The organism is Butyrivibrio sp. YAB3001, assembly GCF_900112195.1.
Lineage (GTDB): Bacteria > Bacillota > Clostridia > Lachnospirales > Lachnospiraceae > Butyrivibrio.
Genome location: NZ_FOKR01000008.1, coordinates 25,383 through 45,665, shown reverse-complemented (window position 1 = coordinate 45,665; position 20,283 = coordinate 25,383). Strand labels below are relative to the sequence as shown.

Sequence of the window (20,283 nt, the reverse complement as noted above, 5' to 3'; positions counted from 1 at the left end):
CAGTACTCATTATTCTCCATATTTCCCATAAAGTTTCATAAGTTCTGAAATTTCTTCTGCTGTAAGATTGTCTGCGGCATACTTTACAAGCGATTCCTTATCTCCATTCGTAACATACCCCATGACTTCTCCAACAGTTTCGGAGTCCATATGATTCTCAATTATCTCGCTAACCACCTGCTTGTCTTCTTCCGTCAAAGACTCCAGAACCTCAGCAACCTGCGGATTTTCCACTGCTATTTTCTCTGCATTTTTTGTGATCATATCCACAGTTTTTTCAGCTGCAACTTTTTTCGCTGAATTTTTTATTACCGGCAAAGCATAATTTATGAACATCAAAATAACCACTCCGGCAATAATAAGTGTGATCATAACTTTCTCAAAACAGCTCTTGTTTACTGGCCTTGCAGGTTTTGTACATACTTTTTTACGATTATTTTTTGACATTTTTTCTACTTCTCCCACTCTTTTTTTAGAATAAGTCATATTTCTTTTATAGTTCAGTCACAATTTGGAAACAGTTACCATGTATTATATACATATCAGAAGGAAATAACTTCTGAACCCCCAACAATACTTTTTTTCATACACGGGTTGTCTGGTTCCCCACTAGACAACCCCTCCTCCCAAAACACACCACCTTCTTAGTAAGGTGGTTTTTTTATTATACTCCATTTTAATATATATTTTCCTTCTCTGATAGTCTGATAATATGAAAATTTTTCGCTATTTTTGGTATAATTATCTCTAGTGTAGATGCTTTTTTCAATATTATCACAGTTTTTTCAGAATGGAGAATGGTATGTATAAAGAAGGTAAGATCTGGGTGGCAAACAATGATAAGGATGAAAATGTTTTTCTTTTGCCCAAAATGGCTAATCGTCATGGGCTTATTGCCGGCGCTACCGGCACCGGAAAAACAATATCATTAAAGGTTCTTGCTGAATCATTCAGCGATATGGGAGTCCCTGTCTTTCTTGCAGATGTCAAGGGCGACTTATCAGGCATGGTAAAAGAAGGCGTCGATTCAGAAGACATGCAAAAGCGAATTAAAAAATTTGGTCTTGAAGAAGCCGGTTTTGATTATAAAAAATATCCATCCACATTTTGGGATGTTATGGGCAAAAACGGTATTCCTCTTAGAACAACCGTCTCTGAGATGGGGCCGCTTCTCCTGTCAAGAATTTTAGGGCTCAATGAACTTCAGAGCAACATTCTTTCTATAACATTCAAAATTGCCGATGACAACGAACTTTTGCTGATAGACACAAAAGATTTAAAGGCAATGCTCAATTATATTTCCGAAAACACTAAAGATTTCGCAGCAGACTATGGAAATATCAGTAAAGTCTCCATAGCTGCAATTGTTCGTGCCATTGTTGCTCTCGAAATAGAAGGCGGTGATAAATTCTTTTTTGAACCGGCACTTGATATAAAGGACTTCTTCACTGTAGGTGAAGGCGGACGGGGCATGATCAATATTTTAGACAGCACAAGTCTTATAAATAACGGAAAGCTATACGCAACTTTCCTTCTCTGGCTAATGTCTGAATTATTTGAAACACTTCCGGAGGTCGGCGACCTTGATAAGCCTAAGATGGTCTTTTTCTTTGACGAAGCTCATCTGCTCTTTGACGATGCTCCCAAGCTTCTCATGGATAAGATTGAACAGGTGGTAAAACTCATCCGTTCAAAAGGTGTTGGCATATACTTTGTTACTCAGAATCCAAGAGACATCCCGGATGGTGTACTTGCTCAACTTGGAAATAAAATTCAGCATGCGCTTCACGCTTATACTCCTTCCGATATGAAGGCGGTCAAAGCCGCAGCTGATTCATTTAGAGAAAATCCTGACTTTAAAACAGCTGATGTTATTCAGCAGCTCGGAACAGGCGAGGCTGTATGTTCATTTTTACAGGAAGATGGTACTCCCGGCATAAGTCAGAAAGTCAAGATTCTTCCCCCTCAGAGTTTTATGGGAAGCATAGATGAAACCACTCGTGAAAAAGAGATTAAAGGAAATGTTTATTACACTAAATACTTTGAGCCTGTAGACCCTGATTCCGCCTACGAATTCCTGCAAAGAAAAGGCATTGCTGATGCCAAGGAAGCTGAAAGGCTCAAGGAAGAAGCAGAAAAAGCGAAAGCAAAAGAAAAAGAAGAAGCCGCAGCTGCCAAAGCAAAGGCTAAGGAAGATGCTGCCGCTGAACGCAGAAAAAAGCAGGCAATGAAAGCTGTAGGTAACTCAGTTGCCGGCACAGTCGGACGCGAAGTAGGAAAAACTGTGGGCGGCAAATTGGGTAAATTTGGAAAAACTCTGGGTGGAAACCTGGGTGCAAGCCTTGGAAGAGGCATTCTTTCCACATTCTTCAAATCCTGATCAAAATAACATAAATAGAAAAGGGACAATCCTTTCGATTTCATGCAATCGCAAAGTATTGTCCCTATCTTTTTCCATTATTTTTTGTCAGCAATCATTGCAAGGGTGAGTGAAATATCATTCAATGTCTGAGTCATATTCTGAATCATAAGCTGCGTTTTCAGCTGATCTGATATATCCTCTTTTTTAAAGCGATCTGTCATCTCTTTTATTCTTTTTTGTTGTAATGCTGAAACCTCTGAAACTCTGCTCATTATTGCACCACCTTTCCAAAAAATGATATAACTAAACGAATGTCCATTATTTTCTATTCGTTATCATGATTATTATACCATGTTTTGGGATGGAATTGTGACCAAAGATCAAAGCTGCTGATGATACTCCTGAAGTGAGCTTATATTACTGCATCCCTTTTCTTTCACCTCTGAAATGCCTTCTGCAGCGGCCTTTGCGGCAGCTACAGTTGTAATATATGGAATACGTGCCTTAATGGCAGCGCGCCTGAGATATCCGTCATCATGCTCAGCATCACGCCCTATTGGAGTGTTGATTATAAGCTGAACTTCTCCATTTTTTATAACGTCTTCAACGTCCGGACGGCCACCCTCGTAATTCTTCATTATTCTTGTCGCCTTGATTCCGGCTTCTGTGATGATCTCATACGTTTTTCCGGTAGCATAGATTGTAAATCCGTTATCCGCAAAGCTCTTTGCAAGGCACGCAGCTGAAGGCTTATCCTCATCGTTTAGTGAAATAAGCACTGCCCCTTCAAGAGGAAGTTTAAGGCCTGTTGCTTCTTCGGCTTTAAAGAATGCTTCGCCGGATGTTTTGGCAAGTCCAAGGACTTCTCCTGTTGAACGCATCTCAGGTCCAAGTACCGGATCAACTTCAGGGAACATATTAAAAGGAAATACAGCTTCTTTTACCCCATAATAAGCAGGTTCTGCATTCTTCTTGCTATTTATCAGATTCTCGACAGGTGATTTACGTCCTGTAAGCTCTGATGTAATAATATCCGTTGCAATCGGAACCATACTTATTCCGCAAACCTTGGAAACAAGCGGAACTGTGCGGGATGCCCTTGGATTAGCTTCAAGAACATAGACAGTATCATCCTCAATGGCATACTGCATATTCATAAGTCCGACAACGTTCATCTCAACAGCTATTTTTCTGGTATATTCCTCAATTGTCTTTAAGTGTTTTTCAGAAATGTGCTTTGACGGAATAATGCATGCTGAATCTCCTGAATGAATACCGGCAAGTTCAATGTGCTCCATTACCGCAGGAACAAAAGCCTGTTTTCCATCACTGATGGCATCAGCCTCACACTCAAGGGCATTATGAAGGAATCTGTCGATAAGGATTGGTCTGTCAGGAGTAACTCCAACAGCAGCCCTCATGTATTCTTCCATGCTCTCTTCATTTCTTACTATCTCCATTCCTCTTCCGCCAAGGACAAAAGAAGGACGAACCATTACCGGATATCCGATTCTGCCAGCTATTTCTTTTGCAGTATCAACATCAGAAGCCATTCCTGACTCAGCCATTGGAATCTCAAGTTTTTCCATCATCATTCTGAACTGGTCACGGTCCTCTGCAAGGTCAATAACTTCAGGTGTTGTTCCTAAAATATTAACGCCTTCCTCTTTGAGCTTGTCAGCAAGGTTCAGCGGAGTCTGCCCACCAAATTGTGCAATAACGCCAAGAGGCTTCTCGTTTTTGTAAATCTGAAGAACATCCTCAAGGGTAAGCGGCTCAAAGTAGAGTTTATCTGATGTATCATAGTCTGTCGAAACTGTCTCAGGATTGCAATTGACAATTATCGTTTCAAATCCCAGCTTCTTGAGCGCCATGGCAGCATGAACACAGCAATAATCAAATTCAATGCCCTGCCCGATTCTGTTTGGTCCGCCGCCAAGGATCATTATCTTTTTATTGTCAGTAGTTTCACTTACACGCATCTGATTTTCAAGTGAAGCGCCATCCTGATAAGTTGAGTAGTAATAAGCGTTTCCATCAGTACCGTAAACATGAACTCCATCCCATACTTCATTCATCCCGGCATTCTGACGCTCTTTTCTGATAGCATCCTCAGAAACCTTGAGAAGCTTTGCCAGATATCTGTCGGAAAATCCATCTCTTTTTGCCTTAATAAGAGCTTCACCCTCAGGAACTTTTCCTTCAAATTTTGATAAAAGATCTTTTTCCTCATCCACAAGTTCTTTTATCTCATTTAAGAAATAATGCTTAACCTTGGTAATCTCAAAAAGTTCTTCTACTGTGACACCTTTTTTCAAAGCTTCGTACATAAGAAAATATCTTTCAGAAGAAGCATTTTTTAAGTTGCGTAAAAGATCTTCAACTGACATTTTCTCAAACTTCTCGATGCAGCCAAGTCCAAAACGGTCTTTTTCCAAAGAACGGATTGCTTTCTGAAAGGCTTCCTTGAAATTCTTACCGATACTCATTACTTCGCCAACAGCTCTCATCTGTGTTCCAAGCTTATCCTCAACACCTTTGAATTTTTCAAAAGCCCAGCGTGCAAACTTAACAACCACATAATCGCCATTAGGTACATATTTATCCAAAGTTCCAAACTTGGAATCCGGAAGTTCTGCCAAAGTAAGTCCTGTGGCAAGCTTAGCTGAAACTAAAGCGATAGGGAAACCTGTTGCCTTACTGGCAAGAGCTGATGAACGTGATGTACGGGGATTGATTTCAATAACGATGATACGTCCGGTCTTAGGATCATGAGCAAACTGAACGTTGGTGCCACCAATAACACCGATATGCTCAACAATCTTATATGCCTGACGCTGAAGTTCTTTTTGAAGCTCCTCATCTATAGTGAGCATAGGAGCTGTACAAAATGAATCTCCTGTGTGAACGCCAACAGGATCAACATTTTCAATGAAACATACTGTGATCATATTGTTGTCTTTATCACGGACAACTTCAAGTTCAAGTTCTTCCCATCCAAGAATGGATTCTTCAACCAGAACCTGATGAATAATGGAAGCCTGAAGGCCACGTGCGCAGACTGTCTTAAGTTCCTCCTTATTATATACAAGGCCACCACCGGCGCCGCCCATAGTATATGCAGGCCGAAGTACAACCGGATATCCAAGCTCATCTGCCTCTTCTAAAGCCTCCTCAATGCTATAGCAGGCTTTGGAGCGAGCCATTTCTATTCCAAGCATATCCATTGTATTCTTGAACTCGGTCCTGTCTTCTCCACGCTCGATGGCATCAACCTGAACACCGATTACTTTTACGCCATATTTATCAAGAACGCCTGCCTTATATAATTCTGCGCAAAGATTTAGTCCTGACTGTCCGCCAAGATTAGGTAAAAGAGCATCCGGCCTTTCTTTTTCAATGACAGCTGAAACACGTTCAACGTTAAGAGGTTCAATATAAGTCTTATCCGCCATCTCCGGATCGGTCATTATTGTAGCCGGATTTGAGTTGACCAAAACAATTTCATAACCAAGACTTCTAAGTGCCTTACAAGCCTGTGTACCAGAATAATCAAATTCACAAGCCTGTCCTATTACAATCGGTCCTGAGCCGATGATCAGTACTTTATGTATATCAGTTCTCTGTGCCATGATGCTCCTCCACTATTCATTTTTTCATTATCTTTTCCATTTTATTATTCTAAAGAAAGGAATACAAGATAATTATTTCTCAAAATATGCAAAAGCTATCGCCCCGGGACCTGTATAGGTTCCAATAGTAGCGCCGGCTACAGCATACTGAATATCATCTTCATGCCCTTCATACAAAGCTTTTGAATCCTGGACATATTTTTTTAACATCTCATCAGAAAATCCGGAATATGCAAGGCAAGTAGGTTTATCATAATCAATTCCGCCTGTCTTCTTAACAAATTCCATCAACATGTTGTGACCATTCTTGGAACCTCTGGCTTTCCCTATGACTTTTACCACGCCGTCCTCAATTGTTATTACCGGCTTTATCATAAGAATATTTCCGGCAAAAGCAGCAACTGAAGATATTCTTCCACCAAGTTTCAGATATTCAAGCGTATCAAAAACAGCTATAACATGCGCTTTCTTTATCTCAGGCTCCATGATTTCCAAAATTTCTTTTGCATTTTTTCCCTGATCTCGTAATTGAACTGCTCTCTGCACGATCACATATTCAGAAATACAGAACTGCTTCGAATCCACCACATGTATATTTTCCGAAAAGTCCTGCGCTGCAAGGCATGCGCTCTGATATGATCCTGATACTCCGGATGAGAGAGAAAAATAAATCAGTTCATCACCGCATTCATCGGCCTTTCTAAACTCCTCTGAATATACAAATGGTGAAATCTGGCTCGTTTTGGGCACTTCATCAGTCTCTATCAGTTTTTTATAAAAATCTACACTTGATAAAGTCACTCCGTCCAAAAACTCTTCATCCCCAAATCTGACCGTTAAAGGAAGCACCTTGATTCCCCACTCTTTTGCTTTCTCCTGAGGTATATCACTTGCTGAATCTGTAATAATCCTGACTGCCATTAAAAACTCCTTCCCAAAAAGCATTTAACTCTTATATAACAATTTTATCTAAACGACTTGTTTGCGTTGCATTAGTCAATAAACTATTGTATGCAATGCAGTTTCCGCATATTCATGTTATATTGCCATTTAACTAATCCGAATGTCTTTACGTTTCCAAACTGCCAAACAGAATACCATAAAAAAATAAGGGCTGCAACTAAAATAGTTACATGCCCTTATTAGTTAATGTACTAACCTCGTGGAAAATCATCATATCTTTGAAAATCATTTTTGTATGTCATATCATCGTCGAAATCATATGAAACATCTTGGTTATAAGACAATTCATCCCTAAATCTCGGATCAACCATTATTTGCCTGAGCAGTCCATGACAGCCTTCGCTGCAATCATTCCATGTGGCATCAAAATTTCCTGTATACCAGGGATCTGCAACATCGCCTTCCCTCCCGGCAAATTCAAGCATTTTTCTGACCTTTCCCTCCGGGTCACCCCTGAACAAACTATTCAGATTTCTGATATTTGCGCAGTCCATTCCTATAATGAAATCAAATTTGTCATAGTCTGTCCTTGAAGTAAGCCTGGCTCTCTTCGCACTTACACCAAGTTCATTATCTTTTGTCCCAATACCATGCTCCGCCAACTTGGCTCTCGCAGGCGGATATACCGGACTTCCAACGCCATTCCATATTTCATCAGTATGTGTGGCTGATGATTCAATATGAAATATGTCTGATAATCCTTGTTTGTTTACAATGTCTTTCATAATAAATTCTGCCATTGTGGAACGGCAGATGTTGCCGTGGCAAACAAATAAAATCTTAATCATTGCTAAACTCCTGTATTTTCAACATTCTTTAGTTTTTATATACCTTTTAACTCGGCATATAATACGCATAAATCGCATATTATTTCCAGCAAAAGTATAAAATGAGGTATAAAACATTTCATTTTATACCTCGGTTTTTTCTTGAAATAATGGACTTTTTACATGACTTTTAATCTGGCGATTTCTGCTTTTGCATCATCAAAATTAACATGTGTGTATACGTTCAATGTTACGCTAATATCTGAATGTCCCATAAGGTATTGAAGAGTCTTGGGATTCATACCAGACTTAGCCATATTGGAGCAATAAGTGTGCCTACATACATGAGGAGTAACTTTAGGCATCTGCACCTTATAGATACCGTTATACTTATCAACTATATGCTTAAAGTAATGCTCCCAATGCAGCGAATAGGTTATACTTCCTGCTTTATCAAAAAATAAAAAGCCTGTATAACCATTAACCATCGGTTCAACCTTTGGTGGTTTTCTATTAGCAATAATCTTTCTAAAGCATTCCTCAACATCTGGTAACATAGGCAGTACCCTATTGCCACTTAACGTCTTAGTTTGTTCAATGTAATAACCAACACCAGATTTCTTCTGGAGCTGACGGTTTATATATATCTTATGCTCATCGAAGTCTATATCATTAACAGTAAGTCCGCAAAATTCCGAAATTCTCAATCCAGTATTAAAAAGAATGTAGATGCCTTCATAGTATCTGCAAAAATGTCTATCCTCTTTTACAAACTTGAGAAATTTACGTTCCTCATCTCTAGTAATAGCTTCACGCCTAACACTATCGTTTACAACAGCATCCACAAGTTGAAAAGAAAATGGATTCTTTCGAATCAAGTCATCATCAACAGCAAGCTGAAAAGCTGGTCTTAACACACCTCTAATCGTATGTATGGAGCTATAACTACGCCCGTCTTTCTTTTGTAGTTTTATTAACCATGTTTTTTGCATCTGATATCCTTACTGTATCAATTCGCTTTTTCCCAAAAGCATCCTTCTTCAGAATATTAACGACAGTTTTATACCCCGCTCGTGTTGTAGGCCTAACCCCCGTCTTTGTTGCAATATACTTTTCAACAAGACTCAGAACAGAAAGATTATTTCCCGCTGGAACAATATGGTCAAATATATCTGCTTGAATCTTCTTTTCTTTTTCACGCAAAGAAGTATCACGTTTCTTGCCTGCTGGTGTCGCATCATTATGGTCTAATCTCCAGCTATAAACAGCTTTTTCTTTACCATTTTCGTCAACATACTTGAACCTATAGCGTCCATCGTACATTTGCATCTCGCCATTATGTAAAATACGTCCTCTTTTGTCTCTCCTTCTCTCACTCATAATATAAGCCTCCTTTCCAAAAAAGAAGACTATCTTGGTTATCTTACAATTCTAACATCAGATAGTCTTCTTTGCCATAGTGCCACGTTCTTTATGCCAGCTCTTTTATAACGTTGTTGTATTATTAAGAAAATCTTCAAACAAAACTCTTTTAATCCTATAATGTGAGCCAATCTCAAGTAAAAAATCCTCGTTCTGATTTTCTCTAACAATCTCATATAATTTCTTAATACCGATTCCATAATATACTGATGCCTCTTCAATATTTAAAGAATATTTACTCCAAATTGAAACATGGGTCAATTTTAAGTGTAAATCAATAATATGTAGGTAAAAAATAAATAATTAATATCAGCTATTGACGGTAAATAATAATTAAAACGAAAAAAGAACCTTATGGGTTAACCACAAGGTTCATAATCACAAGCATTATTCTTTTCTATAACTATGCAAAGCTTTTATTGCATCTTCAGCCGTTTCATAATAATCATGAACATAATCTCCTGCAATATAGTAGCCCGGTTCTGGATAATCACCACTTCTTTTACTACACCTTATCGAAAAAACTAATATCATCTGTGCTACCAAGAAAATCGATAGGAAACTTAGATAATTGTTTCCAACATAATAAACTCAATTAAGACGACACTATAATTATTCATAATTCTCCATTAGAAAAATCCAGAGCGTTTCATGCACTCTGGATTCTTAATAAAATCACGGAACCATACTAGTTCCAGTTCACTTCTAAATAATATAAAACAGCATATAGCTGCGTTAGCCAAAAAGGTTTTGAAGTCTTTCTGCTGCGCCTTTACCCCCGCCATTCGCCGCCTTTTGATACCAATATCTAGCCTTTTTCAAATCTTTTGTTGTTCCTCTACCATAATAATAGCAATCCCCTAGAAAAGCTTGCGCCTGTACATGTCCCATTTCTGCAGCTTCTTCAAACCATAGAAATTCTTGTTCTTTATCAGCAGGTACTCCTTTTCCATCATAATACATAATTCCAATCATATAAGCCGCATTGGCAATATTGTGTTCTGCTGCCAAATTATACAATTCTATGGCTTTTTCATAATTTGTATTAGTTCCATTACCATTATAATACATATTTGCCAGATTATACATAGACCAACCATATCCGGCTTTGCACCCTATCTGGTAATATTCCATAGCTGATGAGTAATCAATATCAACCCCGAGTCCTCTATAATACATATTTCCTACTTCGTTTGCCGCTCCTGCTGAGCCTTGTTCGACAGCTTTTTTATAGTATAAAAGAGCTTCTCCATTATCCTGAGGCAGACCATTTCCATAATAAAAATGGTCAGCTAATTTCTGAGTTGATCTCCAATATCCAGCTTCTGAGCTTTTTCTTAACCATTCAATTCCAGATGAAATATCTTTCACATCCTCATATGCTCCAAAATATAAGTCTGCTATTTCATTCTGAGCAAAAGCATCTCCCGCTTCCGCCAGTTTTAACAATTCATCGAAGTTATCTTTAAATACCTTCTGTCTATCTTCTGACTGCTTCGGATAAGTATATCCAACATTAATTCTTGCCAGAATATCTCCCAGCTCTGCCCCTCTTAACCTACATTTTTTTGATTTAACTGGGTTTTGGGCAATATGACCATAAGGCTGAATATAATACTCTCCAAGAAAATACATGGATCTTGAATTTTTGTACTCTTCTCCTAAAGTCAAAAACAGCTCAAACGCAAGATCAATCTGTCCCTTTATAAATAAGCTTTCTGCCATCGAAAGCAATTGTCCTTCATCCATACTATCCGAAAAGATTTTTGCCTGCGTTTTTGCTATCGCCGGATCATAATCTGATGTATATCCTGATTTTAATCTAACGACTCGTTCTAAATCTTCCTGTATGTCTTCACCACCATTATCAATAGCTTCACGGTAATATTTTTCTGCAAGCTCATAATCTAATTGTTCTTCTGCAATTAAACCAAGGAAATAAGTAGAATCAAGATAACCATTTGCTTTAGCTCTGGAAAACCACTCTTTTGAAATAGCTAAATCTCTCTCTGGTACTCCATCTCCAACAAAATAGTGCAGACCCACCATATGTTGCGCGTAAGAATCATCTTGAAGCGCAGCCTTCATAAACCACCTTAATGAAGTCTCAAAGTTTTGTTCGACGCCATCACCATTATAATATATCATTGCCAAATTAGTCATAGCACCCACAGAACCATGATTGGCAGCTGATGTATAATATTTTATCGCGAGATCGTAGTCTTGCTCTACGCCATCGCCAAATTGATAGCTAATAGCCAGATTATACTCAGCCTTACAATATCCGTTTTCGGCACCAATTTTATAGTAGCTGATAGCTAATTCATGATTTCCTCTGTCGTAAGCTATATTCCCGAGTTGCTTTATGGCCTCCTGATTTCCATTATCAGCAGCTCGCTTATAATATTTTTCTGCTTCATCGATATCTTTATTTTTTCCATTTCTTCCAAAATATAAATCATCTCCAAGCGCAACAAGACTGTCAACTTCTTCTTCAATTTCATCAGTCCAAGAGTTTTCGTCGAGAGTATCTTTGATTTCCAGCATTTTGCAAGATGTTTCGCTATAGGTTGAAAACGCGTCATCCGCCAGCTGTCCATTTGTAGTCAAAATTGGTGTATCAACAATACTCTTTGTTGCACCAGCCAAAGCCCTTGTTACTGCGATAAGTGCTATTTCATCATAGGTAAAATCTGAACTTGAAAGAGTATCCGAATGTGCTGAAGCGCACTTTTCTTCAATAAGTCTTCCTAATTTCTCTGTACACATTGAAAATTTTTCATCTAACGCAAGTAATAATGCGCTAAACATTTCTGATCTTTCTTTTATCGCATTACACAATACAATTGACATATTGATTTTCTCAATCGCTGCATCAGCTTGTGCTTCAATTTTTCTAGCCTCTAGCATGTTATCATCTGCTTTCATGCTGGCCGAAATACCAGTAAAAAGGACAACCGGTGCTGCAACTGCTGCCAACGGTGTTGCAGAAATGCCGAATGCCAATGCCGATCCTGCAATTTCAACTGCTGCACCTATTTCACCAAAGGTCAAAAAAGTCCCCGCTAATCCTAGTGTACTAGTTACCAAGCCCAATGACCCACTTGCAGCCAATCCCACAAGTGTACCCGCTACGGCACCCATTGTCCCACTAGACAATGCATTAGTATATATATTGCTTATTTCCTGTACTCTAAGAGCCCCAGCCTCATCAATCATCATATTTGATAATTCATCCAGACCAATGGAATCAGATATTTTTACATCTTTTATCTTCTCATACGCCTTTAAAAACTCAGTCATTGAACTGTCTAAAATGTCTTTTTTATTCTGCCCCAAATTCACCAAAGCTGTCTCAGTTAAACCTCTTTCATTCTCAAGCTTCTGCTTCGCATTCTCATAACGGCGTTTTGCATTTTTAACTTTATACTCTGCGGCCTCATTAGTTTCTTTAGCACTTAAGTGGCCACTCACCCCAAAGACACCTGCTCCAATAGCAGCAGCTCCTAATAAAATAGGTAATGGCATAATCTAAATCCTTTCAAATTATTTAAAAAACATCAACTGTATCTGAATCCAAAAAGTTCTTAAACTCAGATACTGTTCTATACTTTACACTACCACCCAGTTTTTCTGTTATTTCATTTGCTGCAGCAATTACTGCATCTGAATCCCCTACATCAAAAGCGAACTGCATTGAAGACAAAGCATCATCAAAGCATTGTCTGTTCTCCGCAAAATACCTTTGCAAATAGGCTTCAAGTTCTATTCTATACTGTCTCGTCTGCTCTGCAGCCTTGTGGCATTCTGAAATAATCCTTTCCCGTTCCTCGTTCGCAAGTTCTCTTGATTTCAGTTGATTTATAAGATTTTTATAATAAGAACTTGTGAGCATAGATCCCACCAAAGCACCAATTGCACCGCCGACTATGGGAATCGGAATAAGTGTCTGTCCAACAGCCATGGAATATCCCATAGTAAACATGTTTAATCCTTTATCACCAAGCTCTATCAAACATTCTTCTGTTGAGATCTCTCCAGTCCCATATCTTCTTAGCGTATTTCCAGTCACAACAACTGCAGTAATGACTTTTCCGGGAATATTAGAGTTTGCCAAGCTACGGATCAATTCTGAAGATGAATCCGATAAAGTATGTGAAACAACAGTCAGGCCGCCACCCATTACATAACCAGTTCCAGCGGCGACGCCTACAGCTTTCGCTGTATCTCCCAAGGCTTCTTCCTTGGTTTTTTCCCCTTTAATAACAGCCACAATATTCATTATTCCAGATATTGTTAACGTCGTAATTCCAGCTTGCTCTGCACCGGCTATTCCTGCCTCATGTCCAGTTTTAATAATATTTGAAACCTTAGATTTTTTGAGCTGAGCTTTTATGGATTGTTGTGCTTGTTTATCATCACGGATTGCTTGCTCTTTTCCACCTTCTGTAAGTTTGACACCTTTCTTTTCTAAATAGTCTTCATCCTTCACATACACATCATTAGTTCGACTTCTTTTCGCATTATTAAATCTTCTGGAAACAACCCTAAGGTTATCATCACTATTTGCAGCGTCTCTTATGTCATCTGTAGTGTTCCAAACATTGTGCCTTGTTTCTTCAAATATTTTTTCCAACGGCCTTACATGATCTGATTCAGCCAAATGTTTTGTCCATTGGTCCCCATATAGTGCTTTTGCCTCTTTTTTCGTTAGACACAGCCTGTCGCCAGTATACGGATCATATACATCCGTCCCACCACTAAACATTTTATTTTTTGCCAAAAGTTTAGCTTGGCCATCGTCATAAATTGTGCGATTTCCAGTATAAGTTTCTGGCTTCGCATAAGTTACTGCCGCTTGCTGAGTGGATTGAAAAGCGCTTTCCGTTGCTGAGTAACCAATTCCTACACCGATTCCATTTTGATTCGCAGTCTCTTTTTCTTTTTGCTCGCCTTTGGTAACCATTTCCATGCTAACCCTTCCATCTTTTTAACCCAGCACCAGCTGACTGATTTTGCTTTGGCAGTTAAGATATTCATTTACGACCGACTCACATTCTGAATCATATCCATCTTCAAGTCCGAATTCTTCCAGCATTGTCTTTATGAAGTTTCTTTCTGTAACATGGTAATTACCATCTGCCAATGCCAGACCAATCAATTCAAAGACCACAATCCTTTTCGCCTCTATATCCGATATCTTGCTCATTTCCTCAAGAAGAACCGAATTACTTTTAACCATGCTCGTTTTGTCAAAAAAGATATGCATTTCATCGCAATAAGTTGAAATCATTGCCTTTTCACTCTCGCTATAATCCCCATCGGTTGTTGCAAGGTTAAAGGCTAATCCTAAAAATATTGCCTTCTGCTGATTGTTTAACCTTGAAAGATACATACTAAATTTTCTCCTTTTCTTTTAGTAATCTACATGCTTGTTTATTTAATTCATAGTACTGCGGTCTTGATATTATTTCTGCATAACAGTTCTCATACATTGCATCAACATTGCATATTAATGGTCGATGTTCATAAACTTTACATAATCGAGTAGCTTCATCAAAATATTTACAAATTCCGTCTCCACGATCCAACCGAGCATATATTTTATTCAGTCTTAAATTTTGACAGCAAATGCCACATTGATCACATTCGAACTTCATAATTTAGATACTCATACTTTCTTGGTTTCCATTTTTCAGCTTTCGACATACACTTTTATACGGTGCTGCTTCAGCCGTAAGATCGACTTATCCCCTTTCAAGGAGATTTAAAAATTTCTATAATTTTAGAATATCCTCTCTTGGGAAATTAGCTATATTTCTTCAATTTCTATGTTATCAACTGATTAATAAGTTTTAATAAACTCATTAACAAATCTTTATTAAATTGATTTCAGAAACATCTAATCACTCCAATCTCATCAATACAAAACAGCATGCCAGTTTGGCATGCTGCCATTTGATCAAGCTCTTTTCTTAATTTAACCTGTCAATTTTTTATATGTTGTAAATCTGTAGAACGCAACATATGAATCATATGTTATCTACACAAAAAGCACCGCCATAGCGATGCTTTTCGATTTTTTCACTTTATTCCAAGTAGTATTTTTGCCATTTCCTTGGGATACAATCGTCTATCCTCAAGTATTTTGAAAACCTCTTTGGAATCCGGATCCTTCCTAAGATCAGAATACGCTGAATGCTTCCTAATGACTTCGACCATATACATCAGCTTATCTACTACCCCTTCTAAAGGTCTAGCCCCACTTAGTATCTCAGTTGCATCCTGTACCGCCACAATTGCATCTGCAGCAATAATGAGGTTTATCATATCCTCAAGGTCGATAGTGGTATTTTTGACATTTTTCATTGTGAACTCCTTTCGAATCTTGTTATAAGTTGCAACAAGTATTTCAGCCTTATACAAGAAAAGAAAAACCGAGTAAAAAGCAGTTATTCATCCACGAAAAAGACACCTCCGAAGAGATGCCTTTCCGTGGATGTTTTTAGTTTGTGTATTCCTTACTTCCTACTTGATGAATAAGCAGAATTGTTAGGATTACACTGATTGCTATGATTGTTCATGCCAGCAGTGTGAGCAGAATTATTCGGGTTTCCCTGATTGGAATGGTGATTATTCTGGCTCACTGTATGGCTAGAAGTGCTGTATTTACTCATTTCAATACCTCCTTCTTAATTTAGTGTGCCTTATTCCCAATCTCATGAGGGCCGAATTATCACAGATGAAAACATATGCGTCTCCATATAACCCGGAATCCTTCAAACTGTCCTAAGACAATAGAAACTACAAATTTATTCTATCACTTTTTGCCATAAGCAATCACATTGTTTTAGAAGGTTCCTATTTGGGCCATCTTTTATTATTGCCACCATATAACACTCTTATTTCTTCTTTTTACTCCAAATCAGCTTAGGCTCCCTTTCAGATGCTGTAATTCTCTCACTTTCTTTGTATTGAATCTTGGGTTGTTTGTCACTTGATAAGTTTTAGTGAACCATTCGCCGTAATGATTTTTAAATTGTATGGCAATAGGAAGTAGAATGTCTCCTCAGTATAATCCTCCGCGCTAACACAGAAATAGTTGCCGCCAATTTCTGTTAATACTTTATTAGGATCATACTCCATTGGGGAAAGAATTCCTAATGAATCTGGTGTGCCATGCTGTCCTGAAGTAACTGTTTTAGATTTGTGTTGCCTATAGTCCTCAATATTGTATATCTCATTCTTAGTTATCGTGGATATATCTTCATATTTATCATAATCAACAACAACTTCTCCATCGATATCTTTTATATAAGCTGGGAAAATTGCGTAATCATATTCTACGCCTACAGAAAGTGACCAGTCTGGTTCTTCCACCAACTGCTCCTTAATTTCGTCCTTTAACTGAATTCTGTAATCTGTTACGTATCTGAGTTTTTTTACACTCCCATATGCATCCAGATCTCTATAATCTTTTAACACTAACCCTATATCATAATAATCTAAGATATTATCAGGAGTTAAGTCTATAATTACAACAGCAGGCTCTGGACGTAATTCGTCAATATATTTAACCGCCCCATCATAATCATCAGACTCTAACATGTTAAAAAGCTCTTTGTATTTTGAATAATCATCAGCAGTAGCTTCTGTCGTGGGCGCTTCTGTGGTCATTACTTCTTCCTGCGACATTTCTTGATGTTGCGGTTCTGTTCCGCATCCTACCAATACAATTGAAACTACCATTGATAATATTAAAGACAGCTTTTTCATTTTTCTCCTTATATACTTACAGCATTTTCAAATATGGTTATCTACATATTTACTTTGCATGATCAATATTCACTCTGCTAAGCCATTCATGCATGACGTCATGAGCCACTTCCCCGTAATCACAGTATCTTAGATAAATCTGACAAAAATCAGAAAGCTCTATATCTGTCTCTTTATCAACTGCCATCTGGTAGTATACAGAGCCATCCTTTACAGGAAAGACATAGTCATACGCAAGATTTGTTTCTCCCCTTTTAAAACAAAGATATTTTGATGCCATGTCAAGAAAAACGCTTCCAACAAATATATTTGCAAAATCATCTATCCATGAACCGCCCTTTGTCTGCTTTATCATCCTGCATACGTTATCTCCATTATTTACAAAAGACGTTATCATTTTATGATTGTTTACTCAATTTTTGACCATCTACCTCTTCCTAGTTTTTTAGCCCCCTTAAAGAAATACCAAACCAAATGATCAAAACCATTCCTACTTATTTTCTCTTTAGATTGCTCAATAACATCATCGATTGCCTGTCTATATACCACGTAATCAGTAATATCTGTATTATTTAAACCATAGTGCTTCAAATATTTTGGCAGATTATCCCTAATAACCGAATCATATATAGGGTAATTATCCTGGTACTCGTCGCCATCAAACATAAAAAAGCACAAATAGTGGCAAAATTTGCTGGCAAAAGATGGATTAACCCTTCCATGATGCTTTCCATCTTTAGGATTTGTTTTCTCCGATATTCTATCAAACAATTCGAAATTGGTATCCTCTGGATACTTCAAATATTCAAGTAATGTCGGTATTTCTATCTCAACTATCCTTTTTGTAATTTCTTCTCTTCCTACTCCATCTGAATTGATATGAGTACTATTCTCGACATCTAATCGTTTTACAATCTCACTAATTATTCCATTATATCTCGCATCATAAGAACCCCCACTATTATCTATATATTCTTTCATTTTTGTAATCATATACGCTGATGATTGTTCGTTTTGGGGATTACTTGCTGCACTGTATGCAGAATCTGTATGAAACATTGCTTCAGCTCTGGCAACATTATCAGGTGTCAGTCTGACAAGACGATCTCCAGTCACTTCTGAGACAAAAGAATCAAGCATATAATCTTTAGATGCTTCAAGCTCCATCTGTATGAGATTATTTGTCTTTTTCATTGTTCTTTCTCCAAAATTAGCTTATTCCCAGAATCCTCACAACATTTTAACTATTATATTGTGACCATTGTTCATACTTATTAGCACAATGATAGCTTGCCTTTGTACTCTTATCATGCTGCATGCTTTTCCTATTTCCACATATTCCTTCATCAGAAGAACTCTTGCATCTTACACCATTTCTTGTAGTTTCTCTGCTTCCCTGCCAAAACTCACAGGTTCCGCAACACTTCCTATCAAGTAATGTACTCATATAATCACACCTTTCTAAATGCACATTTTCTTTTACTCATCGAATCAATTTCATCGTCACTAAAGACAGTTATTTCTTTTTCAATCATTTCTGGATTTATTTTTATATATTCACCCAATTTTAGCAGATTGATCATTTTATCAATGGAAGTTTCGCTCCAATATCTGCTGATAAAATATGATTCCCCCTCATATTCTATCGGAGGGAAAGTAACTTGCATCCCATCAACCCCGTTTTTAAAGGATGGAAGTCCATTTAGTTCTTTTATGCAATCCTTATAATTCCACACAAAATAATGAGTTAAGAAATGTGAAAATCCTTCATTGTTGTCCTTGAAAACACGGTTCACATCGGATCCAGCCATTATTGTAGTTTCATCATCAATTAACCAATCCCCTGAAATTCGATTATCAGATAATTGTTGCTTGAATTCTTCCATCGCAGGATGATTTGTCATAAGATACTGTTTAATCATCACATAAGCAAGTGAGCCTAGCATTGCTGCATTTCTTAATTGGCTTCTAAATGAAACTGTTTCTATTTTTGAAAGCGTTTTAATTTTAGCGTAGTAATAGGTACGTTCTTTAGATTCTGCTCCAGTAGGCTCAGTATCTGTAGCTGTAATTGAAGAAAATTTTAGCACATCCCTAAATAGCCCTATCTCTTTGGGATCAATGCCACCTTTCCCATCAGAATCAATGGTTTGATACATAAACTCTGCAAAGTTTATAAAAGAAACCTTAGCCTTATCATCCAAGCTAAATGACTTGAGCAAATCACTTTCCTCATTTTGGAAGTCTTTAAGCATCTCTGCATCAAAATCGTCCTTATTTCTTATCATGTAATTGTATACATTTTCATAACGGCTCTGTAGGCACAACAACACAAAAAGCATATTCCGCTTAACATGATCACCAAATATTTCAGGCGTAATCTGTTTTAACAAGAAAAATGAATTAAATAATCGCTTCATGCTTCTGGGATTACTGCCTATCGAAGTCCCTATTAGGTTTACATATAGTTTTAGTGATGTTTCATCTACACTAACCCCGATATGTTCAAGATTTATTCTCACATACTCTTTGATATCATAATCAGAAACAGGCATCTTAAAAGGAACCTGTATGATTTTGTCGAAGAAACTCTTTCCTTTTTCTTCGTCAAAGTCATTTCCATATTTCTTTCGAACTCCTCTAACAACAACACCATAATCTATAGCAAGAACAAATACACAATTCTCGCAATCCAGAAAATTCTTCATAACCTCAAGTAGTTCAACGGCCTTTTCAGGTGCTAATCGATCAAGGTCATCTACAAATATCACAACTCTATCAGCTTGTGATTCCTCAAGGTTTTTTTCAACTATCTTTTCAAAAATCTTATTCATTCGTTCAAGAGATTTTGTAAAATCTTCTTTGAATAGTGCATCAGTTAGTCTGCTGGAATCGGCTGCGCCTTGAGAAAAAACACCTGAGGCAATATTGATAATTCCTGCCAACACATCTTTTGCAGAATTTTTCAGTGTCTCCGTATCCTTACCACCAAGCCCAGTAATTAATTTGCTCATCATAAGAAGTGGAAGCTTTTCACCCAAATCAAATTGAGAGAACTGCCATGTATTAAACCAGATACAATGCTTTTCTTTATCATCCTTTGTCTTATCGCTGATCTCGTTGTAAATCATCTGCATAACACTGGTTTTCCCTGTTCCCCAATCTCCCTGAATTGCAATCGTCATTGGGGTTTTACATTCCCAAATAAAAGATGTTAACCCATTAATGTATTTGCTGATATTAAACTCATCTTCAACTGCTGGAACATCTATACATCCATTATTGGTTGATGCTAATTCTTCTTTTTTATCTTTTTTCCAAGACATTATGACCTCCAAAAATGTCATCTAAACATTTTTCA

The 20,283-nt window shown here is 37.6% G+C and carries 17 protein-coding genes and 1 pseudogene; 1 reads left to right on the top strand and 17 read right to left on the bottom strand.

Features of this window, described 5'->3' with window-relative positions:
- Positions 1 to 9: 9 nt before the first annotated feature.
- Positions 10 to 447 (bottom strand): hypothetical protein, encoded by a 438-nt coding sequence (locus tag BM086_RS10165; RefSeq protein WP_092325947.1) that lies wholly within the window; start codon positions 445 to 447, stop codon positions 10 to 12.
- 355 nt (positions 448 to 802) lie between these two features.
- Between BM086_RS10165 and BM086_RS10160 the strand changes: the two genes are divergently transcribed.
- Positions 803 to 2,380, top strand: coding sequence for a helicase HerA-like domain-containing protein (locus BM086_RS10160; protein ID WP_092325945.1), 1,578 nt, complete (start codon positions 803 to 805; stop codon positions 2,378 to 2,380).
- A gap of 77 nt (positions 2,381 to 2,457) precedes the next feature.
- Here the strand turns inward: BM086_RS10160 and BM086_RS20910 are convergent, their stop codons facing one another.
- The 16 genes and pseudogenes from BM086_RS20910 to BM086_RS10085 form a co-directional block, all read right to left on the bottom strand.
- The gene (locus tag BM086_RS20910; RefSeq protein ID WP_175560206.1) at positions 2,458 to 2,634 is read right to left on the bottom strand and encodes a hypothetical protein; all 177 of its coding nucleotides are present in this window, start codon (positions 2,632 to 2,634) and stop codon (positions 2,458 to 2,460) included.
- Positions 2,635 to 2,742: 108 nt separating this feature from the next.
- Positions 2,743 to 5,994, bottom strand: a complete 3,252-nt coding sequence (carB, locus tag BM086_RS10155) for a carbamoyl-phosphate synthase large subunit (RefSeq protein ID WP_092325943.1) — start codon at positions 5,992 to 5,994, stop codon at positions 2,743 to 2,745.
- 72 nt (positions 5,995 to 6,066) lie between these two features.
- On the bottom strand, positions 6,067 to 6,915 hold the full coding sequence (locus BM086_RS10150) for a DegV family protein (RefSeq protein WP_092325941.1): 849 nt from the start codon (positions 6,913 to 6,915) through the stop codon (positions 6,067 to 6,069).
- A gap of 233 nt (positions 6,916 to 7,148) precedes the next feature.
- The gene (locus BM086_RS10145; protein WP_092325939.1) at positions 7,149 to 7,745 is read right to left on the bottom strand and encodes a low molecular weight protein-tyrosine-phosphatase; all 597 of its coding nucleotides are present in this window, start codon (positions 7,743 to 7,745) and stop codon (positions 7,149 to 7,151) included.
- Positions 7,746 to 7,903: 158 nt separating this feature from the next.
- Positions 7,904 to 9,104, bottom strand: a pseudogene (locus BM086_RS21925) (tyrosine-type recombinase/integrase).
- Positions 9,105 to 9,209: 105 nt separating this feature from the next.
- On the bottom strand, positions 9,210 to 9,407 hold the full coding sequence (locus BM086_RS21920; RefSeq protein ID WP_092325937.1) for an excisionase: 198 nt from the start codon (positions 9,405 to 9,407) through the stop codon (positions 9,210 to 9,212).
- Between the two features lie 474 nt (positions 9,408 to 9,881).
- Positions 9,882 to 12,674 carry a tetratricopeptide repeat protein gene (locus BM086_RS10130; RefSeq protein WP_092325935.1) on the bottom strand — a complete coding sequence of 931 codons (2,793 nt, stop codon included), beginning with the start codon at positions 12,672 to 12,674 and terminating at the stop codon, positions 9,882 to 9,884.
- A 22-nt stretch (positions 12,675 to 12,696) separates the two neighbouring features.
- Positions 12,697 to 14,118 (bottom strand): hypothetical protein, encoded by a 1,422-nt coding sequence (locus tag BM086_RS10125; RefSeq protein WP_092325933.1) that lies wholly within the window; start codon positions 14,116 to 14,118, stop codon positions 12,697 to 12,699.
- Between the two features lie 18 nt (positions 14,119 to 14,136).
- Complete coding sequence (locus BM086_RS10120) at positions 14,137 to 14,541, bottom strand: tellurite resistance TerB family protein (protein ID WP_092325931.1); 405 nt, start codon at positions 14,539 to 14,541, stop codon at positions 14,137 to 14,139.
- Positions 14,542 to 15,230: 689 nt separating this feature from the next.
- A complete protein-coding gene (locus BM086_RS10110; protein ID WP_092325928.1) occupies positions 15,231 to 15,515 on the bottom strand; it encodes a hypothetical protein in 285 nt (94 codons plus the stop codon).
- Between the two features lie 152 nt (positions 15,516 to 15,667).
- Positions 15,668 to 15,823: a hypothetical protein gene (locus BM086_RS20900; protein ID WP_175560204.1), complete on the bottom strand. Its 156-nt coding sequence runs from the start codon at positions 15,821 to 15,823 to the stop codon at positions 15,668 to 15,670.
- Between the two features lie 316 nt (positions 15,824 to 16,139).
- Positions 16,140 to 16,922, bottom strand: a complete 783-nt coding sequence (locus tag BM086_RS10105; protein ID WP_092325926.1) for a hypothetical protein — start codon at positions 16,920 to 16,922, stop codon at positions 16,140 to 16,142.
- A 49-nt stretch (positions 16,923 to 16,971) separates the two neighbouring features.
- Positions 16,972 to 17,277: a hypothetical protein gene (locus BM086_RS10100; protein ID WP_141107730.1), complete on the bottom strand. Its 306-nt coding sequence runs from the start codon at positions 17,275 to 17,277 to the stop codon at positions 16,972 to 16,974.
- 53 nt (positions 17,278 to 17,330) lie between these two features.
- A complete protein-coding gene (locus BM086_RS10095; protein WP_092325922.1) occupies positions 17,331 to 18,116 on the bottom strand; it encodes a hypothetical protein in 786 nt (261 codons plus the stop codon).
- Between the two features lie 46 nt (positions 18,117 to 18,162).
- On the bottom strand, positions 18,163 to 18,369 hold the full coding sequence (locus BM086_RS10090) for a hypothetical protein (protein WP_092325920.1): 207 nt from the start codon (positions 18,367 to 18,369) through the stop codon (positions 18,163 to 18,165).
- A 4-nt stretch (positions 18,370 to 18,373) separates the two neighbouring features.
- Positions 18,374 to 20,248: a KAP family P-loop NTPase fold protein gene (locus tag BM086_RS10085; RefSeq protein ID WP_175560203.1), complete on the bottom strand. Its 1,875-nt coding sequence runs from the start codon at positions 20,246 to 20,248 to the stop codon at positions 18,374 to 18,376.
- Between the last annotated feature and the right edge of the window lie 35 nt (positions 20,249 to 20,283).